Annotated in this window: 23 protein-coding genes and 1 riboswitch; of the genes, 8 read left to right on the plus strand and 15 right to left on the minus strand. The window is 47.5% G+C overall.

The features are described from left to right. Positions 1 to 115: 115 nt before the first annotated feature. From ACZGCQ_RS13250 to ACZGCQ_RS13260, 3 genes are read left to right on the plus strand one after another with little or no spacing between them, the layout of a single operon-like run. The gene (locus tag ACZGCQ_RS13250) at positions 116 to 544 is read left to right on the plus strand and encodes a DMT family transporter (RefSeq protein WP_481266554.1); all 429 of its coding nucleotides are present in this window, start codon (positions 116 to 118) and stop codon (positions 542 to 544) included. 14 nt (positions 545 to 558) lie between these two features. Next, positions 559 to 1,227: a Crp/Fnr family transcriptional regulator gene (locus ACZGCQ_RS13255; RefSeq protein ID WP_481266555.1), complete on the plus strand. Its 669-nt coding sequence runs from the start codon at positions 559 to 561 to the stop codon at positions 1,225 to 1,227. A 12-nt stretch (positions 1,228 to 1,239) separates the two neighbouring features. Next, positions 1,240 to 1,722 carry a DMT family transporter gene (locus ACZGCQ_RS13260; RefSeq protein WP_029340700.1) on the plus strand — a complete coding sequence of 161 codons (483 nt, stop codon included), beginning with the start codon at positions 1,240 to 1,242 and terminating at the stop codon, positions 1,720 to 1,722. A 52-nt stretch (positions 1,723 to 1,774) separates the two neighbouring features. Here the strand turns inward: ACZGCQ_RS13260 and ACZGCQ_RS13265 are convergent, their stop codons facing one another. The 4 genes from ACZGCQ_RS13265 to ACZGCQ_RS13280 form a co-directional block, all read right to left on the minus strand. Then, a complete protein-coding gene (locus ACZGCQ_RS13265; RefSeq protein WP_481266556.1) occupies positions 1,775 to 2,995 on the minus strand; it encodes an MFS transporter in 1,221 nt (406 codons plus the stop codon). A 14-nt stretch (positions 2,996 to 3,009) separates the two neighbouring features. Then, complete coding sequence (locus ACZGCQ_RS13270) at positions 3,010 to 3,606, minus strand: ArsR family transcriptional regulator (protein ID WP_481266557.1); 597 nt, start codon at positions 3,604 to 3,606, stop codon at positions 3,010 to 3,012. A 230-nt stretch (positions 3,607 to 3,836) separates the two neighbouring features. Beyond that, complete coding sequence (gene msrA, locus ACZGCQ_RS13275; protein ID WP_481266558.1) at positions 3,837 to 4,367, minus strand: peptide-methionine (S)-S-oxide reductase MsrA; 531 nt, start codon at positions 4,365 to 4,367, stop codon at positions 3,837 to 3,839. Between the two features lie 95 nt (positions 4,368 to 4,462). Then, positions 4,463 to 4,566: riboswitch (SAM riboswitch) on the minus strand. A gap of 62 nt (positions 4,567 to 4,628) precedes the next feature. Beyond that, positions 4,629 to 5,807 (minus strand): M20 metallopeptidase family protein, encoded by a 1,179-nt coding sequence (locus ACZGCQ_RS13280; protein WP_481266559.1) that lies wholly within the window; start codon positions 5,805 to 5,807, stop codon positions 4,629 to 4,631. 77 nt (positions 5,808 to 5,884) lie between these two features. Between ACZGCQ_RS13280 and ACZGCQ_RS13285 the strand changes: the two genes are divergently transcribed. Next, positions 5,885 to 6,178: a putative quinol monooxygenase gene (locus tag ACZGCQ_RS13285; protein ID WP_055970186.1), complete on the plus strand. Its 294-nt coding sequence runs from the start codon at positions 5,885 to 5,887 to the stop codon at positions 6,176 to 6,178. Between the two features lie 55 nt (positions 6,179 to 6,233). Here the strand turns inward: ACZGCQ_RS13285 and ACZGCQ_RS13290 are convergent, their stop codons facing one another. Beyond that, on the minus strand, positions 6,234 to 8,789 hold the full coding sequence (locus ACZGCQ_RS13290; RefSeq protein ID WP_481266560.1) for an SH3 domain-containing protein: 2,556 nt from the start codon (positions 8,787 to 8,789) through the stop codon (positions 6,234 to 6,236). A 141-nt stretch (positions 8,790 to 8,930) separates the two neighbouring features. Then, a complete protein-coding gene (locus ACZGCQ_RS13295; protein ID WP_023467014.1) occupies positions 8,931 to 9,485 on the minus strand; it encodes a GNAT family N-acetyltransferase in 555 nt (184 codons plus the stop codon). 269 nt (positions 9,486 to 9,754) lie between these two features. Here ACZGCQ_RS13295 and ACZGCQ_RS13300 point away from each other — a divergent pair, with 269 nt between their 5' ends. From ACZGCQ_RS13300 to ACZGCQ_RS13310, 3 genes are all read left to right on the plus strand, one after another. Then, entirely contained in the window at positions 9,755 to 10,084 is a 330-nt protein-coding gene (locus tag ACZGCQ_RS13300) for a DMT family transporter (RefSeq protein WP_481266561.1), read from the plus strand. Continuing rightward, positions 10,081 to 10,398, plus strand: coding sequence for a DMT family transporter (locus ACZGCQ_RS13305; protein WP_023467016.1), 318 nt, complete (start codon positions 10,081 to 10,083; stop codon positions 10,396 to 10,398). The genes ACZGCQ_RS13300 and ACZGCQ_RS13305 overlap by 4 nt, the downstream gene beginning before the upstream one ends. 127 nt (positions 10,399 to 10,525) lie before the next feature. Next, positions 10,526 to 11,269 (plus strand): general stress protein, encoded by a 744-nt coding sequence (locus tag ACZGCQ_RS13310; RefSeq protein ID WP_029340709.1) that lies wholly within the window; start codon positions 10,526 to 10,528, stop codon positions 11,267 to 11,269. Positions 11,270 to 11,380: 111 nt separating this feature from the next. On the opposite strand, the gene ACZGCQ_RS13315 is transcribed toward ACZGCQ_RS13310, so the two are convergent. Then, a complete protein-coding gene (locus ACZGCQ_RS13315) occupies positions 11,381 to 12,196 on the minus strand; it encodes an aldo/keto reductase (RefSeq protein WP_481266562.1) in 816 nt (271 codons plus the stop codon). Positions 12,197 to 12,328: 132 nt separating this feature from the next. Between ACZGCQ_RS13315 and ACZGCQ_RS13320 the strand changes: the two genes are divergently transcribed. Next, the gene (locus ACZGCQ_RS13320; protein ID WP_481266563.1) at positions 12,329 to 13,354 is read left to right on the plus strand and encodes an iron-containing alcohol dehydrogenase family protein; all 1,026 of its coding nucleotides are present in this window, start codon (positions 12,329 to 12,331) and stop codon (positions 13,352 to 13,354) included. A 51-nt stretch (positions 13,355 to 13,405) separates the two neighbouring features. Here ACZGCQ_RS13320 and ACZGCQ_RS13325 read toward each other — a convergent pair whose 3' ends face one another. From ACZGCQ_RS13325 to ACZGCQ_RS13360, 8 genes are all read right to left on the minus strand, one after another. After that, complete coding sequence (locus tag ACZGCQ_RS13325; RefSeq protein WP_050677132.1) at positions 13,406 to 14,368, minus strand: EAL domain-containing protein; 963 nt, start codon at positions 14,366 to 14,368, stop codon at positions 13,406 to 13,408. A gap of 179 nt (positions 14,369 to 14,547) precedes the next feature. Next, positions 14,548 to 14,811 (minus strand): DUF1294 domain-containing protein, encoded by a 264-nt coding sequence (locus ACZGCQ_RS13330; protein ID WP_481266564.1) that lies wholly within the window; start codon positions 14,809 to 14,811, stop codon positions 14,548 to 14,550. A 17-nt stretch (positions 14,812 to 14,828) separates the two neighbouring features. Next, entirely contained in the window at positions 14,829 to 15,566 is a 738-nt protein-coding gene (locus tag ACZGCQ_RS13335; RefSeq protein ID WP_481266565.1) for a TPM domain-containing protein, read from the minus strand. After that, a complete protein-coding gene (locus tag ACZGCQ_RS13340) occupies positions 15,563 to 16,156 on the minus strand; it encodes a LemA family protein (RefSeq protein WP_481266566.1) in 594 nt (197 codons plus the stop codon). Before ACZGCQ_RS13340 ends, ACZGCQ_RS13335 begins: the two co-directional genes overlap by 4 nt. Positions 16,157 to 16,263: 107 nt before the next feature. Further along, positions 16,264 to 17,100 (minus strand): undecaprenyl-diphosphate phosphatase, encoded by an 837-nt coding sequence (locus ACZGCQ_RS13345; protein ID WP_050677129.1) that lies wholly within the window; start codon positions 17,098 to 17,100, stop codon positions 16,264 to 16,266. A gap of 357 nt (positions 17,101 to 17,457) precedes the next feature. Further along, a complete protein-coding gene (locus tag ACZGCQ_RS13350; RefSeq protein ID WP_023467025.1) occupies positions 17,458 to 18,270 on the minus strand; it encodes a ZIP family metal transporter in 813 nt (270 codons plus the stop codon). A 51-nt stretch (positions 18,271 to 18,321) separates the two neighbouring features. Next, positions 18,322 to 18,651 carry a YolD-like family protein gene (locus tag ACZGCQ_RS13355; RefSeq protein WP_029340717.1) on the minus strand — a complete coding sequence of 110 codons (330 nt, stop codon included), beginning with the start codon at positions 18,649 to 18,651 and terminating at the stop codon, positions 18,322 to 18,324. Further along, positions 18,635 to 19,957: a Y-family DNA polymerase gene (locus tag ACZGCQ_RS13360; RefSeq protein ID WP_481266567.1), complete on the minus strand. Its 1,323-nt coding sequence runs from the start codon at positions 19,955 to 19,957 to the stop codon at positions 18,635 to 18,637. Before ACZGCQ_RS13360 ends, ACZGCQ_RS13355 begins: the two co-directional genes overlap by 17 nt. Between the last annotated feature and the right edge of the window lie 174 nt (positions 19,958 to 20,131).

Genomic DNA, 20,131 nt, shown 5'->3' on the forward strand with positions numbered 1-20,131 from the left:
TTCTACTTGTGGAAAGCGGGTTTTTTCATGTTTTTTTGAAAATGGGACATTTGTCCTTTTCAAGTGGGGCACGAGTAAGGTCTACTCTAGTGTAGAGATTAAAGGAGGAGATGACGTGCAAGGAGTCGTGTTTGCTTTGATGAGCGGTCTGTTCATCGCCCTGCAAGGCATATTCAATGCGCGCCTTGCGACAGGCGTCGGACCGTGGTTGTCCGTATTAATCGTCCACTTTGTGGGTCTGGTAGGTTGTTTAGCCATTTACAGTTTCGTACGAGACCGGAAAATCGGTGGCTTCCGTCAGTTACCGTGGATTTATGCGAGCGGTGGTTTGATTGGTGTGCTAGTCGTCGTAACGGAACTGACAGCAATCCAAAAACTCGGGATGACATGGGCGATGTGTCTATTACTCGTCGCACAGATTTTATGTGCCTTTCTGATTGATTTAAAAGGATGGTTCGGTGTCTTAAAAAAACAAGGAAATCGTGGTCAGTGGGTTGGTGTGGGTCTCATGCTTGCGGGAGTTGCGATTTTCTCACTTGCCTAAAGGGAGGAATGAACATGGAAACCGTCATTCAACAGTATGGACTGGATACGATTTTGACGGAAGAGACGCGCACTTGGTTGCGTCAAGAAACCTTCCAAAAAGGGGAACTCCTCTGTACGACAGGGGCGACGATCGACCGGATGTACTTCATCGTCGCAGGCAAGGTTAAGATTTCTGCTGCCTCGTCAGAAGGGAAACAACGGATTCTGCGATTCAAGACACCTCTGACGGTGATTGGTGACGCCGAATTCATCAATGAACGGGAAGTGTTGAATACGGTCGAAGCAGTGACCGATGTTGAGGTGTTGAGCGTGCCGTATGCGATTTTACGCGAGCACAATACGACGAACGTCTTTCTGCAGTTCCTATTACGGACGATCACAGCGAAGTGGTATGCCGACTCGAAATCAGCGTCGCACCATGTGTTGTATACCGTCGAGGAGCGATTTGCGGGATATTTGTTGTCAATCGCTTCTGAAGCCAGTGACAGTTTATTTTATCAGGAGATGCGGACGTCGAACCTGCATGACGTCGCTGACTGGCTTGGAACGAGTTATCGCCATCTCAACCGGATCATCACGAAATTATGTGAAGAAGAGATTCTCGTTCGACGACGCGGGAAAATCATCATCGTCGATTTGGAAAGAATTCGCGAGAAGGCGAACGGTAACAGCTATGAGTAAGGAGGAACGAATATGGTAATGGGCATCGTGTGTGCCGTGTTGGCAGGGATGTTGATCAGTTTACAGACGGTACTGAATGCTCGGATGAGTGACGCGTTTGGTGCATGGGCGACGACGACGCTGGTCTTCTTCGTCGGCTTCGTCGGAGCAAGTGTCACCTATGTCCTGTTTCGTGGTGGAACGATCGGACAGATCCAAAACGTATCTCCACTCTATTGGTTCGGTGGACTTGTCGGTGTTGGTGTCGTCTTTTGTGTCATGCGTGGAATTCAGTTGCTTGGTCCATCCGTCGCGATTTCCGTCGTTCTGATTTCGCAGTTAAGCTTTGCACTCGCTGTCGATACGTTCGGTTGGTTCGGTTTACCACAAATTGATTTATCGTTCGGTCAGCTCATCGGTCTCGCCGTCATGGTATGTGGGATCTTCGTCTTGAAGCGGTATCAAGTCGTGGCGCCGGAAGAGAAGGCGAAGGATCAGGTAGAACGTGTTTCATAATAATCGAATGCAGAATGAGGACAGTGGAATTTCAATCCACTGTCTTTTTTGACTAGTCTTCTACTTGAATAATACGTTTTCTGAAATAGAGTGAGAAAACAAGGATAAGAAGACCACTGTACAACATGATCGTCGTGATCGAAACGTGAAACGACAGTAAAAACGAGAGGAGTGCGTAAGACAATGGAACGAGACCGTTTGAAGCTGCGTTGACGACACTCATGACACGTCCCATCGTCTGTTCCGCGCACTGAGACTGGATGAACGTAATGAAGCGAATATTGATGATGGAAGAAAGGACACCAAGTGATAACAGAATGATCAGGTACAACAAGATCTGCTGGGCTTGGCTAAGTAGAAAGAGAAGCAGACCTAATGCGCCAATCAATCGAACCGATGAGGTAATCCCACGTACTTTCGTCTGCGCAAAACCACTCCAGAGCGCCCCTCCGAGCATTCCTAGCTGATAAGCACCTTGCATGTAACTTAAATCCATCGCGTCTCCTTGAAGCACATCATGAACGAGTAAGGGAATTCCGAGTAGGAGTGGTCCGAAGAAAAAGAAATTGACACAGATGATAAGAAAAAGTGTCTGCTTGAGTTGCTGAAAGTGAAAGACGTAATGCAACCCTTCTGTTAGTTCAAAGAGCGCTGAATGTTGAAGCGATCGCTTGATCTTAGATTCACGAATACCATACGTGAAGAAAAGCGTCAGACAGAGTGTCCCGAAAATCACAAGAAAAACGTGCGAGTAAGAAGAATAGCTGAGGATGACCCCACCAAGAACCGGACCTGAAAAAAGGGCGATTTGATTAGATGTCTGAATCAGTGAATTGGCTTTAGTGAGTTGTTCTTTTGGAACGAGTGTAGGCAGTAAGGAAGCATTCGCCGGCGAAAAGAATGCATCCACACTACCAAACAGCAAGGCGAATCCTAAAATCGTCAGTAATGTAAGCTGATCGGTATGAAGTAACACGAGGAGACAAAGAATAAAACTGATCCGTAGACCGCTTGAGATACGCATGATCGTTGAACGTTTATAGCGATCGGATAAGACGCCACCGAACAACATGAGAAAAATACGAGGTAACAAGGTAGCCATGAGAACGAATCCGAGATAGGACGCTTGGTTTAACGTATGGATGACATACCATTGTTCAACAAACAGATACATCGATAACGAAAGGGCAGAGCACATACCGGACCCCCATAAAAATAAAAAGGATCGATTTTTAAACAGCGAGTGTTGCATATCCATTTCAACAGGTAGCATGGGGCACCTCCGATTTAAACCTCGTCATTCTCAAACAGTGGTTCATCAATTGCAAAAGCAGTCGTCATGATGTAAAAGTGCTTTTGATCTTTTTCGTCAGGTGGAGACTGTGTGAACTCGTCTAATAAAGCACGATATTTTGTAGCAAATCGCTGAAAGTCGGCTTCAGAAATCGTTAGTTCCTTTTGAAGCGATAAGCTCATCCAGTCCTCAACGTTCGAAGATACGGGAGCAAAAGCAGCTGTCGGAGCCGTAAGGACGCGTGTCTTTGCCCGGTCGAGTACCTCAAGATACGACTGCCGAGTCGCCTCTTTTGTCTCGACGAAGTTCAGAAGGTGATCAGCAGGAATGTATCCTCGGGCAATCGCTTGGTAATATTTCAACAAGTTGCCGCCCTGTTCTTCTGTCCGGACGAGGCGAATTAAGTCATGCTTTTCAAGTTCCCGTACATGATAAAGGACCTTCGCGCGGGATAACGTCAGCAAGTGGGCTAACTGATGCACCGTATGCGGTTTTTCGACGAGAAACATAAGAATTTTTGTTCGTAATGGATCACTGATCACCTTCAATTGTTCATAGCTGTTCAGTATATGAATCGCTTTTTGTTCCATCCAATCATCTCCTTTTTAACCGGTTAATTTTTGTTAACCGTAAAACAAAAGACTTCATTTGTAAACGATTGCAAATTTATGCAAGGGTGACGCAAAGGACAAAGCAGTTGGTTTACATACAAAAAACTGACTCCAATGACATCTCGGTCATCCTCCACTTTCTACTGAAAAGTAGGGGAAGAACGAGATGCTTGAAATCAGTCTCAGCTACTGTGTATGGTTCGAGGTGATTAGACCGTCGTCGTATCTTTCCATTCTTGCTCGATGAAGGCATCGCGACCAGAAGCAGCACGATCTTTTTTATAGTGTTCTGGATTTTTCTTATGGAAGTCTTGATGGTACTCTTCCGCTGGATAAAACTCAGAAGCGGCATCGATCCGCGTCACGATCGGTTGTTTGAAACGATTGCTTGCAACAAGAGCGTCACGAGAAGCGATCGCTGCTTCATGCTGAGCATCCGTATGATAGAAGATTGCTGGTGCGTACTGCGTGCCGCGATCTTGGAACTGACCGTCTGCATCCGTCGGATCCGTTTGTGGCCAGTAGAGTTCGAGCAGACGCTCGTACGGGAACAGACTCGGATCAAACGTGATTTGAACGACTTCGAGATGTCCTGTCGTTCCTGTTTTAACTTGCTCGTATGTCGGGTGATCGACGTGTCCACCCATGTAACCTGATACGATTCCCTCGATTCCTGGTAATTCTTCAAACGGTGTCACCATACACCAAAAACATCCACCTGCAAATGTTGCTTTTTCCATCCGTATCTTCCTCTCCGTGGGAAATTCCCATTGTATGTCTGACAGCGAGAAAAACGAAAACGACTCCTTCGCTTGGTTGCAAAAGGAGTCGCCGCTTTTTATCAACCAAAGCTTTCGCTTTGCTGGTCGTAGCACCTTGCTATGCGCAGGTTGCTGGGACGTCATCGATCCAGATCTCTCGGTCCACTCTTGATAAGGGTATATGAAGTTGATGTCATTCGTTATCATTGTTGTGATGATACCATTCACAAAGAAATAAAGTCAATCCTTAGGTTTCAAGGCACGTAAAACGGTCGCTCCGAGTGTTTTCGCACCAACCAACAACGCCTGTTCGTTGATCTCGTACTGCGGATGATGTTGTGGATGATTGACGCGACCGTCCGTATATCCGGAGCCGGTGAAGAAATAACTACCCGGTACGTGCGTTAAGTAATGTGCGAAGTCATCCGCCGCCATCATCGGTGTGAGTGACCGGACAGATGCTTCCGGTAAGAAAGAAGCGGCTTCCTGAACGAGTTTTGTCTCGTCCGGATGATTCCAAAGCGCCGGGTAACCCGTCGTGAAGTCAATCGAATAGGTGGCACCGATGCCGGCACACGTTGTTTTGGCGATAAGGTCGACTTCTTGTCGGAGCTGATGTCGTAGTGTCTCGTTGAACGTCCGAATCTCCCCGACGATGCGTGCTTCACCTGTGACGATGTTCGGAGCCGTTCCCGCATGGAAGGACCCGATCGCAAGGACAGCGGGTTCGAACGGATCGACCCGTCGACTGACAAGGTGTTGGAGGTTACAGACCAGTTGTGCACCGGCGACAAGCGCATCTTTTGTTTTGTGCGGTGCATGGGCATGCCCACCTTGACCGTGAACGATGATTTCGAATTCATCGATCGCGCATAATGTATGTCCTTCTCGAAAACCGATCGTACCGACCGGTAAATCATTTTCGAGATGTGTCGCGAAGATCGCATCGACGCCTTCGAGGACACCGGCTTCAATCATTTGGATCGCGCCACCGGGAAAGACCTCTTCACCATGCTGGTGGATGATTCGAATCGTTCCTTGCAATTGATTCCGTAATGGATAGAGTGTAGCAGCAAGGGCCATCACCATCGCCGTATGCCCATCGTGTCCACATGCATGCATGACACCAGGGTGAATCGACCGGAAGGCAAGCGTCGTCTCTTCTTGAAGCGGTAAGGCATCAAAATCCGCACGAACAGCAATCGTCGGACCAGGTTGTTTGCCTTCGATCGTCGCGACGACACCACGACCTCCGACGGCTGTTTCGTGAGGGATGCCCTGCTCCGCATAAAAGTTTGCAATCCGTTCTGGTGTGCGGACTTCCTGGAAAGAGAGTTCCGGATGTCGATGAAAATCACGACGTAACGCGATCATCGTGGGTTCGAATTGTTCAAGTGCTTCAAAAAGTTGAGTTTGCATCTTCAGGCTCCTTTGACGTGTGTCTTTTCGTGAAAATGGGTACAGATACAGGTAATCACGAAAGGGGATAATGAAACATGGGAGAAATCGTCGTCAACGCTGTACTTACAATTAAAGCAGGACTCGCGGATCAAGTCTTTCCGATTTTAGAAACGGTTTATCATGCCGCACAAAAAGAGGAAGGATGCTTGCGCTATTCCTTGCACCAATCGATCGAGGATGAGCATCAATTCATGCTGTATGAAGTGTATCGGGATGAAGAGGCGCTTGAAGCGCATATCGCATCCGACCACTATAAAGCTTACCGTGAACAGATCGAGTTATACTTGATGGATCGACAAGTGACGAAATACGTCGAGATGACATTCTGACGTGTTGTGATAAGAAGAGACGAACCCGTCGATGTCGACGGATTCGTCTTTTTTATTACATCGATTTGAAGCCGAGGAAATGCTCCTGCCAACGTGGTTCGTAAATCGAGTTGATTTGAAGCTGTGAACCGCCCGCATGGATGAAGTGTTCGCTATCGAGCATGATCCCGATATGCGATGGACCATCCGTGTAGGTGTTCTGGAAGAAAACGATATCCGAGCGTTTCCCGCTTGAGATACTCGTCCGACGATTCGTAAAGAACGCACCGTACCAATAGCCACGAACGTTTGTCCGACCACCGTATTTTCCAGCCTTGTTTGTCGCATAGTGAATCAAACCGGAACAGTCAAAACCACCGTTCACGGCATCTTGTGAACCCCATGTGTATGGTGTGCCGATATGTTGAACGGCTGCTTGGATCAGCTTTTCACCACGCGTATTATTCTTTTGAACGACCCGTTTATCGGACGTGATCGTCACAGCTGAGACTGGAAGATAAACAGGTGTCCAGCCGGACTGGATGACATAGAAGTTTCCGACACGGTGACGCGGATAAACACGTTTGCCTTGCTCAACGAGTCCGCTGCCTTTTGGACTGGTTGGACTCGAAAAGAAGGACGTCGTCTGTTTGACGGTATAGATTTTCGCCCGGTCGATTGCTTTTTGCGTCAGGCTCATATCGGGTTTACTTGTGTTGATGTAAGGATTGAGGACATAACCCGTTTGACCACTTGCTAGGCGGACTTGCCAAAAGTCATCATCAATTGATTTTAGACCAATTAATTTCGTCCCTTTCTTCAAATAGGCAGCTGGGCGACTGTAAGCAACGTCGGCAGAGAAGAGTGGCGTCTGGTCCAGATGGACATAAAATGTCGTGCCTTTTTTTGCTTTTGCCGTCGGCTTGTTCAGTCCGATGCGACTCGAATCGACGAAACCGAACGCATTTTTATATTTGACGCGCGTATAGTAACCGCTTTTTCCGTATATCGAAATCGTAGCGCCTTTTTTCAACGTGCCGATTTTTTTACCCGATAGTTTTGACTGCGACCGGATGACGACATCGTCCTCTGTCACGTAACGTTGACCAGTGACGTCATACAAATCTGGTTTTTTCGTGACGAGATCCGTCGTCTTGACGTAACCGTAGACTGATCCTTTTTTCAAGCGTGTGTAACTACCGCTCGTTCCGTAAATCGTCAGTTGATCAGCTCGTTTAACAGTATAAACTGTTTTACTGCTCGTCGAAGCCGACGTATAAACAGATAGATTGCGTTTCGCGTATCGTGTTCCGGTTGCTGCATACACTTTTCCGCTACCGAGATCGGCTGTCTTGACGTAAGCATGAGCTCCTCGGAAGATGATCCGGCTATAGGCACCGCTTGTACCATATACCGTCAGCAACGTATTCGTTTGGTGTTGCTTCAAGACAGGACTGGAAGCTTTGGCATCCGAATAGATCGGTGTAGCGCGCTGAACGTAGAGGCGTGCAGTCTTCGGATAGTATTTCAACGTACCGAGATGTGCCGTCAACACATAGGCATACTCGTCGTTTCGTTTAATCCGTGTAAACGAACCCTCGACTCCGTACGTCTGAAGCGAAGTATTCACAGGAAGCGATTGTACGACTTTTCCTTTCGTCGTCGCAGTAGCATAGACCGTCGTCTGCTGTTGGACGTAACGTAGCCCTGTTTCCGGATGATTCACGACCGGTGCATCTGCTAAATCAGTCGTCAATACGAAGGCATAACCGGTTTTAGTCGCCACGCGAGTAAAGTTACCCGTCGTACCGAACGTTTCAAACGCTTGATTTTGAACGACGACTGTCTTCGTGCTTGTCGTCTTCGGTTCAACGAAAAGGGAAGTCGCTCGTTTGGCATAACGCAGACCCGTTTCCGGGTAATTTTCGACCGGCGCATTTGCTAATTCGGTCGTTAGAATGAACGCATAACCGGTTTTAGTCGCTACGCGCGTAAAGCTACCCGTCGTACCAAACGTTTCGAACGCTTGATTTTGAGTGACGGCTGTTTTCGTACTTGTCGTCTTCGGTTCAACGAAAAGGGAAGTCGTTTGTTTGGCGTACCGTGTTCCAGTCGATTTCGGAAGTTGCTCGAGTTGTGTTGTAGGGATGTAAACGTATTGCTCGTTCCATTTCAGACGCGTGAACGTGTCGAAGGTACCGTATGTATCGATTCGCTGATAGGCGGGAAGTGTCGTCACAACAGTTGGATCAAATGGTGAAGCCGCTAATGAGAGTGGACTTTTTGACATCAGCGTTGCTTGTTTTTGAAAGACAGGTGCTGTTTGCGTTAACGCGTTTGTTGCGACATAAGCAGCGCCTTCTTGCCAACTGACACGGGTAAAGTCACCGTCCGTACCGAGCGTCTTCAGTGTGGTTCCTGCTGGTAGTTGTTGGATGACCGTTGCGGAATCAGTCGTTTGTAGCAATGCAGCATCCTCGTTCAAATAAGCTATCCCGGTCGTCTCGGTGACTGTTTGTGTTTCTACCGTCGGTTGAGCAGGTGGCGATTCAGCGAAAGCGGGTGCGGGTAAAACCGAGCTCAACATCAACGTTGCGGCAAGTCCAGCAACATGAGCAGTCCATTTTTTCATCAAGAGGTTCACTCCAATTCTTAAAATTTGTCATTATGGATAGTGTAGCATGCGCTTGTTTAAAAATTGATAAAAATCAAAAAAATAGGAGATTGTCCATAAAAAAACGGTATGCCTCAGCACACCGTTTGAAGTCATATGTTAGTTATCTTCTTCGTGATCCACTTGCCATTCCCAGTCAAGCATGCCGTAAATCAAGGAATCGCGCCAGTGGTCTTCGAGATAGACCGTCTCGCGAAGCTGTCCTTCCTTCGTCATGCCGACTTTTTGCAGGACTCGCTCAGAAGCGACGTTCCGCGGATCACACGTCGCTGTGATTCGGTGCAATTCTAGTTTTTCGAAACCGAATTGGAGAAGGAAAGAGGCAATCGACGTCGCATATCCATTCCCCCATTCATCGGGTGAGAGGACGTATCCGATTTCGGCGATTTTATTTTCAACGTCTGTGATGACGAGTTCACCGGCACCGATGACGACGTCACTCGGAAACGTCACGGCAAAAACATACCGACGTCTTGGTGTCTCGAGTTCACTTTCAAGCGCATCATGTAGGAATTGTTTCGTATCCGTTTCGGTATTCGGACCCCATGACTGGAATTGACTGACGATGGGTTGTGAGGCATAGGCGTGAACGGCTTCTACATCTTCTGGTGTAAAACGACGAATCCGAAGTTGATCATTGATTTTATAACGCATGCAGCATCCTCCTCTTTCAGATGAAGTCACTTTGATTCTATTTGACAGATGGGGAACGGATTCCTGTTTGACATGGGAAAAAGGGCGTGCTAGGGTGGTTGTATCGAATGGAATAGGGAGTATCCTCTAGGGTTCCGTACGGCTGGACCGAGGGAGGAACATGGACGTTTGTCCATGCAACGGAGGGATAAAAGCCCGGGAGTAAAGCGAATCGTCTCGCTTGCTCCCGGGCTTTTTCATTTGAATTTACCTATCAGGAGGCAATTACTATGGCAAAGTATTGGATTGGGATCATCGTCGCGGCGTGTTTTGAAGTCGGCTGGGTCATCGGATTAAAACATGCGGCAACACCACTCGAATGGGCTGCGACAGTCATCTGTATCATCGTCAGTTTCACAGTACTGATTAAAGCGAGTAATCATTTACCGGTCGGAACGGTCTATGCTGTCTTCGTCGGTCTCGGAACAGCAGGGACGGTGGTGACGGACATCGTGTTATTCAATCAAGCGGCTTCGGTGATGAAATTAGCATTGATCGCTGTCTTACTCGTTGGCGTCATCGGTCTAAAGTTAGTCAGTGGAGAGGAGAAATCAGCATGAGTTGGATTTATTTAATCATTGCCGGAATCTTTGAGATGTTTGGTGTCGTCTTGATCAATACGTTCAATCAAAACAAGAATGCGAAGAATCTACTGTTGATGGGAACAGGATTCGGACTCAGTTTTCTATTTTTGACACTTGCGATGAATGGTTTACCGATGGGAACAGCGTACGCGGTCTGGACGGGAATCGGAGCAGCTGGTGGTGCGATTCTCAGCATGGTGCTTTATAACGAATCAAAAGACTGGAAACGTCTGGTCTGCATAGGACTCGTCTTAAGTGCGACAATCGGTTTGAAACTTGTCGGCGAATGATCGTTTCATGTCAAACAGATGACGTTTTAATAGAACGCATGTTTTTTGGCATATTTTAACGCAAAAGAGGAAATACTCCTTATAGAAGTCACGCATGACAAATCGTGTTAATAAGGGGAGAACATCCATGAAAACGAAACAATATATCGGAACGTTCTATTCAGAGGAAGAATTGATCTCAAAAATGGACGAATTACACATTCAAGGACATCGGGAGGAAGACTTTTACGTCATCGTCAAGGAAAAGTCGAACATCGCACTCGTCCGTAGTCAGATGGATGCAGAGATCGCGACGACGAAACCGTCTTGGATTGATCGGATTCGTGGGAACAAAGGTCGTGATCAAGAAGTCGATGATCTGTTCGGATCACTTGATCTATCAGATAATGAGATCGAACAACGAAAAACGGAAGTCGAAGGTGGGGGATTCGTTCTTCTGCTTGAAGTCCAAGATATTCAGTTCGATCCACATTTAAATACAGACAATACACATCCTGATGTAAAGGTCCGTTATGGTAGTGGTGAAGAGACGCATACGTCATCAGATGTGAATTCCAACGCACAGCTCGGCTCAGGTAATCCGCTTGATATTGATAAAGATTCGAAAGAAGAACATGCAGAGATTGATCTGCATCGTGCCGGTACCGATAAGATGCCACAAGATGAGCAGGCAATCGATCATTCGAAAAAGCTCGACGGGAACCGGGAACCGGATATCGCGATGCGTCGGGATGACGATTTCCGACGTCCGGAAACAGAACGCGAGGAAAAAGAACATGATGCAACGCAAGACGGTGAAGAACATCGTCAATCGAAACATCAATCAGATGACATCGCCAAGCAAGACCATGGAAATAATTTAGACCGCTAAAATAATTGAATGGAATCACGTATCAGGGTCGTAATCAAAGAAGGTACCTTCCGGATCAAATCCGAAAAGTACCTTCTTTTTGTATAGAGATTAAACGAGAATCGTCTCGTCTTATTTATGATCCGGATTTGATCCTGTACGCACGTTGGCGTTCAATTGATCAATCGCTTGGATATCAGCGTCTGACAAGATGAAGTCAAAGACATCGAGATTTTCGCGAATGCGGCTTGGCGTAACGGATTTCGGAATCGCAACGATGTCGTGTTGCAGGTGCCAACGGAGGACGACTTGAGCCGGCGTTTTCTGATGACGGTCGGCGATATCGACGATGACCGGATGCGTCAACGCGTCGCGTCCTTTCATCAACGGACTCCAGGCTTCGACGACGATACCGTGCTTACGGCAAAAATCTCGGATTGCTTCTTGGCTGAGGAACGGATGGAGTTCGATCTGATTGACGGCAGGAACAATCGATCCTTCGGCTAAAATTCGTTCCAAGTGAGGAATATGGAAGTTCGAGACACCGATGGCACGCGTCTTTCCTTCTGCATAGAGATGTTCGAGCGCCCGCCATGTCTCGACATAACGATCTTCTTTTGGCATCGGCCAATGAATCAGATACAAATCGACGTAATCAACACCAAGCTTTTGCAGACTCGTCTCGAAAGCGGCAAGTGTTTCTTCGAAGCCGTGATCAGAATTCCAGACTTTCGTCGTCAGAAAGATCTCTTCCCGGGGGATGCCCGAGTCACGAAGCGCGCGACCGACGCCTTCTTCGTTCTCGTAAATCATCGCCGTATCGATTGAACGATACCCGGCGCGGAGTGCTTCGCTGACCGCTTCATATACTTCTTCTTCCGGTACTTTAAAGACACCATATCCGAGTTGGGGCATGCTGATGCCGTTGTTTAACGTAATCTGTTGCATCGATTCATCGACTCCTTTGTAGTAAATTCTTCTCTTTTCTAGTGTACGCGCTCCTCTTGTAAAAATCGAATGATTGCCGAAGTGAGTTCTTTTGCGTATACTGAGCGATAACAAATATTAGGAGGCGATTCTATGATTCGGCAAGCTGTTTTACAATACATACATGAGGAACACGCACTGGATCAACTCGAAGAAGTGATAGGCGATCGTTCAGCAGTCCTGATTCATGGACGTCAAGCCTATGAAGCAGCCGCTTTTGCTTTACCAGAATTACCACGTCTTTTATTTGAAGGACATTGTACAGATCAACAGGTGGAAGCTTTCAAACAAGCATGTGCTCCGTACGATGTGATTCTTGCACTCGGAGGTGGGAGTGTCATCGATACGGCAAAACAGGTCGCGTTTCAATTACAGCGACCGATCATTATCATTCCGACGATTGTCTCGAACTGTGCTCCGTGGACTCCGCTTAGTGTCATGTATAACGAAGAGGGACAGTACATCCGATTTGATACGTTCCCCGTCGTGATTGAAGCGCTTTTACTCGATCATCGGATCATCGCAGCAAGTCCGTATGATTATTTCGTAGCGGGGCTCGTCGATACGCTAGCGAAGTGGTATGAAGCACGTGCCTTAAGCGGATCATCAGCTGAGGATCCCGTCATCGAGATGGCACTCCGGACAGCTGAGCGTTGTAAGGATCTTATCTTGTCGACGACTATAACGGAAACGCGTTTTCGTGAGTATCCCGTTGAAATACAACATCTCGTCGAAACTGTCATTCCGTTAGCCGGAAGCATTGGCGGTTTTGGTGACGCGGCGACGCGTGGTGCAATCGGACACGCAGTGCATAACGCGTTGTCTCCTCATCCAGAAACGCATGCGTTTTTACACGGGAGTAAGGTCGGTTACGGACTACTTGTTCAGGAAAAGCTACTCGGACATGATGATGATTATGTAGAGTTGCGTGACTATCTTCTTGCACAAGAGCAGCCGACGACACTCGCAGATTTCGCATTATCGCTCGATGTCGTCGAAACACTTGCTTTACGGACAGCGCAAGAGGAACTATGCCGTCTGTTGCGTCCGATCGTGTCAGCAGAACAACTAGTGGATGCTATTACACGGAACGAGACGGTTTCTGTTTCGACGACTTAACATAAAAATACGCACATGGACCGAATCATCAGACGGTCCATGTGCGTATTTTTATTGTGCTTTCGCAAAGCGAGCATAAGGAGCAGGGCGACCGAGTAAGTATCCTTGACCAAGATCAAAGCCGAGTTCGCGGCAAAGATCGAGTTCTTCTTGCCGTTCGATGCCTTCTGCTAAGATTTGAATCCCCATTTCTCGTGTCAGATGACGGGCTTTTCGTAAAAAGGCTTCGTTTTCTGAGTTCGTATCGCAGTGATCGATGAAGGAACGATCGATTTTAATATAATCCGGTTGAAGCAAGGACAACATATCGAGTGTCGAGAAACCAGCGCCGACATCGTCCAGTGCCACTTGAATGCCTTGCTTTTTATACTGTTCGAAGACGTGTTTCAAATGATTGACGTCTTCAATTTTTTCCGTTTCGACGACTTCGAAGACGAGTCGACTTGGATCGACTTGATAACGCTCAACGATCTCAAACGTATGGCGCAGACAATACTCCGGATTATAGATCGTCGAAGGAAGAAAGTTGATGAACGTTTTTGTTGTGCCGCCGATATGATGTGTCGCACGGATAGCTTCTTCACGCGCTCGTTGATCAAGACGGGAATGAAGTCCCATCTTCGAGGCTGTCGAAAACAGGACACCAGGTGAGATCGGGGTATTGTCATCTGCTGCGCGTAATAGCGCTTCGTTCGCGACGAGCACGTTGCGCTGGATATCATAAATCGGTTGTAGATGGCTCGTCATGACCCCATGCTGGATGAAATCGATCGCTGACCGATGCTTCAGTTGTTCTAGAAGTTCTGAAGCTAGGATGGGTGCTGTCACGTAACGTGATTGTGTGGCGCGACACGAGACCGGATAATCCGCTACACGTAAGAGTGATGTCAATAACTGTTCGAGCTGTTCGAACGATTGATAGGAATAGATTTCTGGCGTTGGTGATTGAATATGGAGTGCTCCCGCTTCAACAAAACGGATTGATGTCGTACATTCGGCGCAAGGATGCCACATAAAGGGATGTCCACCTCTCAATACATCGAAAAAAGATGTATTTATTAAATTGGTTAAATTCTTTACCCTAAGAGAAAAAGAAATTAAACCTATTCTTCATAATCATTGACCTCATACAAAAAAGAGAAGGGACGACGGACACATTTCCGTACGTTCTCTTCTCTATCGGTTACATTCTTTTATTGTGAAGTGTAAACAAACCAGAAAGCGAGATGCAAGATAGCAGCCATCGGAACGAGCCATTGGAACTTCGCTTTCCTTGTCTTGTGCCGGACTGTGTACATACCAATCCAAGAACCGAGCGCACCACCGAAGAAAGCAATCGTCAATAGTGTCGCTTCCGGTGTTCGGTAAGCATGTTGTCGTGCCCGACGTTTATCCTGCCACATCGAGACAAATCCGATGAGTGTCAGGAGGAGGTAATACCCTAAGATGATCCTCATGAAAAATGACTCCTTTTCTAACGTTCGGCACCACCACCGCCGGAACTTCCGCCACCACCGCGACTGCCACCATTTCCACCGCCACCACGCATGATCGCGGAGAAGATGTTCAAGATGGCAAAGAAGAACATACCACCGGTGAACTTCATATCGAGGAACAATAAGATCAGTAATCCAGCACCAATCAGAATCTTCGTCCACATCGGAAGTCCATCGTCATTTTGTGTTTTCGGAGGATCCTGTGATTCGAGCGACTGATCCTTTGAAATGACACTGACGACCGCTTTATACGTTTCGGACGCTGCTTTTCCATACTCACCGTTTTCCTTGTAGGGAATAGCATACTGATCGAGGATACGTCCGGCTGTGATGTCCGTCAGAATCCCTTCGAGTTTATAACCGACCTCGATCCGGAATTGGCGATCCTTTTCGTTCGGGGCGACGACGACAAGAACACCATTGTCTTTTCCTTCTTGACCGATGCCTTGGCGCCGGAACGTTTCATTGGCGTAAGAGCTTAAATCCTGTCCTTTTAGATCGGGAACCGTCTTGAGGACGACTTGTGCCGTCGTATATTGTTCGAGTTCCTGACCAAGTTGCGCGAGTTCGGCTTCTTCCGAAGGAGTGAGCAGCTGAGCATCATCCTGAATGAAGAACGCTGCTCCCGTCCGTTCTGAAACGGCACTAGCTGTTGGAACGAAGAGGAAGAAGACGAGGAACGCGCTCAACAGAAGTCGCGTCCACCGCCGAATCATTTCGAATCACTGTTAAAGTCGACGGTCGGATTTTCCCGGTCGCTGTCTGAAATCTCGTAATACGGTTTTTTCTCGAATCCGAAGGCGGATGCGTAGAGTGTTGTTGGGAAGCTCCGACGTTTTTTGTTATAGAGGGTTACAGCATCATTGTAATCCTTGCGGGCAATCCCGAGACGATTTTCTGTTCCTTCAAGCGTATCCATCAACGATTGGAATCGTTCGCTTGATTTTAGTTCTGGATAAGTCGTCTGCAAGGCAATCAATCCGCGAAGCGAAGACGTGACTTGTTGGTCGGCTTCAATCCGCTGCTCGGTTGAAGCAGCGCGCGCAAGACCAGCTTGAGCTTCAGCGACTTTACCGTAGACTTTTTCTTCTTGACCCGCGACACCTTTAACGGTTTCAACGAGGTTCGGAATCAAATCCGCACGACGCTTGATTTGGTTGTCGACTTGCGACCATTTATTCGATACATCTTCTTCTACATTGACGAGGCTGTTGTATTGTCCGATTGCTAAAAAGGCAATTACGGCAACAACAACGACTCCGATGATTAATGGGAGTTTTGATCTACTCCGACTTCTGCGTGCCATGTGGCATTCACTCCTTTAGTTATGTCTCATCCCTATATACCCTTAACGAAGTGAATTAGTTTCAAAAAAATGAAAAACCGTCAGCTAAAATAGCTAACGGTTTGAACTTACATATAGACGATGACAGCTAAGACAGCTGCTAAGACAAGACGGTAGATCGCGAATGGAACGAGTTTGATCTTGTTGATCAGCTTCAGGAAGAAGCGAATCGATAAGAGGGCAAATACGAACGACGCAACGAAACCAACAGCATAGAATGCGAAGTGGTTCGGTTGAATGTTCTCCCAGTTCTTAACGAGCGAGAGGAAACTTGCACCGAACATGATCGGTACAGCCATGATGAACGTAAAGTCAGCTGCCGTCCGGTGATTCATCCCGAGGAAGACCCCTCCAGAAATCGTTGAACCAGAACGGGAGAAGCCAGGCCAAAGCGAAATACATTGGAACAGACCGACGAGTGCTGCTTGGCGATATGTAATCTGATCAAGCGATGTCGTTTTGGGTTCCTTTGGTCCGAATTTATCGGCTGCGATCATCAAGAGGGCACCGACAGCAAGACCGATGATGACCGTTTCAATCGAGAAGAGGTTCTCATCGATGAAATCTTCGAATAACAGCCCAAGAACAGCTGCTGGTAGAAGACCGATCAAGACGTGACGTAGTTTTAGCTTGTGTGTTCCTGATGCGTCATGTTCGCCTTCAATCTTATACAAACCGATCAAGCTGAAGAGACGTTTCCAAAAGACGACGACGACCGCAAGAATCGATCCGAGCTGGATGACGATTTTAAAGGTGTTCGCCGAATATTTACCTAGAAATTCCGTGGTTTGCAACCACATGTCATCGACGATGATCATGTGACCCGTGGAAGAGACTGGTGCAAATTCCGTCATCCCTTCGACGAAACCGAGTAAGAGCGCTTTTAAAAGTTCAATGATTGTCATGGTAATCTCCTTCTATATGATGTGCTATGTAAAAACATATCATGTTTTATTCTTGTGAGATAGAACTAATTGGAATATCGGGCGCAGGTCTGAGAGACGATTGGATGTGTAAGACGCGTTGTACGATTTAAATTCGTTTGGATAAGATAATAGATGGATTTAGATTTCATCGGATAGATCAGGAGATTCGATCATTTCCATTCATACTAAAACAGTATGAAAGAAAAGGAAATCTTTCTGTTAGGACACAAGGTCAGAAAAACTTCAAATCGATTGGCTTCACTGGAATATGCCTGGATCTACAAACAGAAAAACGAGCAGGAGACGGTATCGTCCACTACTCGTTTTGCAACAGGCTCATCCTAAAGCGACGTCAAGAATCATCATGACAGTAAAACCGACCATCAGACCAAGTGTTGCTAAATCGGATCCGTTCTCTGCTTGTGATTCCGGAATCAATTCTTCGACGACAACGAAAATCATCGCACCAGCGGCGAACGATAACGCATACGGTAGAAGCGGTTGAACGAAGAAGACCGCAGCCGCTCCAACCATCGCGGCAATCGGTTCGACGATCGCTGACAATTGACCGTAATGAAAGGCGCGCCGGCGCGACATCCCTTCACCGCGTAATGGAATCGATAGGGCAGCCCCCTCCGGCATGTTTTGAATCCCAATACCGAGTGCGAGGGTCAAGGCACCGGCGACGGTCGCTCCGTCCATGTTCAAGGCAGCGGCACCGAAAGCGACACCAATCGCAAGACCTTCAGGAATGTTGTGCAATGTGATCGCAAGAAACAGTAACGTCGTTTTCTTGAGTCCTGTCGAAGGACCTTCCGCTGTCTCGAGTGGTGCAGATAAGTGCAAATGCGGTGTAACGAAGTCGAGGAGACGGACGAAAAATCCACCAGCGAGAAAACCGATGGCGGCAGGAATCCAAGCGATTCCACCATCCTGCTCCGTGAACTCGATCGCAGGAGCAAGCAACGACCAAAACGACGCGGCAATCATGACGCCAGCAGCAAAACCGAGCATCATGTTCATGACGCGTTTTTCAATCGTCGTAAAGACAAAGACGAGTGCCGCACCAAGTGCGGTTAACCCCCACGTCATCATTCCGGCAAGCAATGCTTGCACGACGACGGGGAGGGAAGTAAACCAATCCAACATGACTATTCCTTCTTTCCGGGCACGATTTAAAGCATCCATCTGTATGAGAGCTTACCCGTTTTCGATCCGGACGATTCGTGTGAAGGGAATTTCAATGACTTCACGTCCGCGCAGAAAGAGAACGGAACGTTCGGGTGCTAGTCGTTCCACGAAACCGACGACCGTCACGTAGCTACTTTCCTTATAATACGTGATTTCAAGTTCGTTTCCTTCTATTAAAGCTTCTTGAAGCAGAAAGTGCCATGATTCTTGCAACTGTTCATCAATTTCAGGCAAGTCGAGCTGATGCATCTGGACATAATATTCCCGCAGCAGTTGCAAATGTTCCGGCATGAGAAAAGGAATCCATTTTAAATTTCCCCGATCACGATACGCTGTCATGAAGATCACCTCCCGGATGACCGCCGACGAAACGAAGGCGACGTTTGGCGACACTCGTATCAAGAAACGAGACAGCGAGGCGAATCGTCCCTTTTCCGTAGCGAAGATTGACGACATCCATTGCTTTTAATAACCGTCGCCGTTTCCAGAGTCGCGCATTATCCTCGAACAACGACAACTGTAAGGTGCCTTGATCGGCAGTCAAATGTCCCACTGAAACGGATAAAAAACGAACAGGTTCTCCGTCGAGCCAATTCGGTTCGAACAATTGTAAGACGTGACGCAGAATGATGCGTTCATCGGATGTTGGATAAGGCAACCGTACTTGACGGGAGAAACCACTTCGGACGACGTTTCGAGAATAGCGGACACCAATGTGAACGGTCCAGCCGACTTGATTCGAAAAGCGACAACGTGCGGCGACATCCTGCACGAGTTCATTGAGCACATTTCGGATGCGTTCGAACTGATAATAGTCCTGCATCAACGTCACACCGTGTCCAATCGTCCGTTGAGGGGCTTTCTCGAACAAATGACGAGGGGCAAGGAGTGTTGGTGACGCGTCAAGACCCCAAGCGTGATGCCACAGTTCGGCACCGATGACACCGAAGCGTTCGTGTAACTCTTCGACGGGGCGCATGGCAAGATCACCGATTGTTTCAATCCCCATCATCTGCAGATGTTGTTCCATGCGGTGTCCGACCCCCCACATCTTCCGAATCGGAAAATCATGAAGACGTCGTGCGACATCAGCATATCCACATCGCGCGATGCCTTCTTTTTTCCCGATTAAATCAAGGGTCAGTTTCGCGATGACGTTATTTGGACCAATCCCGATGCGGACGTGGATGCCGGTTTGTTTCAGGATTGCCTCTTTAATTTTGTGGGCAGCTTGCAGATCGGAACCAAATAGGCGATCGGTTCCGGTCATATCAATGAAGCTTTCGTCAATCGAATAGACGCGAATGGCTTCAGGTGGGGCGAATTGGTGCAGGACATCAAGGACACGGATTGACGTCTTCATATAAGCGAGCATACGTGGTTCGACAAGTTGAATCGTACGACGAACAGCGTATGGCAATTGCTCGATTTCATATAATCGACCGGCTGTCTTGATTCCAAGTGCTTTTAAGGCAGGGGTGGCAGCGAGAATGACGGACCCGCTTCGTTTTAAATCGGAGACGACCGCCAGGCGTGTCGTCAAGGGTGGGAGATTGCGATACTGGCATTCACAGCTGGCGTAGAAGGACACACTGTCGACGCAAAAAATACGTTTATCTTGTGGTAAAACGACGGAAGGAAACATCTGAATCACTCCTTTACATAAAAGAACGTATGTTCTTATTTTGGTTTCCTTGACTATAGCATGGTCTCAAAGTGTCTCAAAATAAAAACTGTTGAAAAAAGGGGGATTTGAACGATTTTCCCTCATATAAAAGGAGTTTGATACACTAAGGGAGAGAAAAAAGGGGGAACCTTC

The sequence above is a fragment of the Exiguobacterium sp. HSB13 genome, assembly GCF_056764755.1.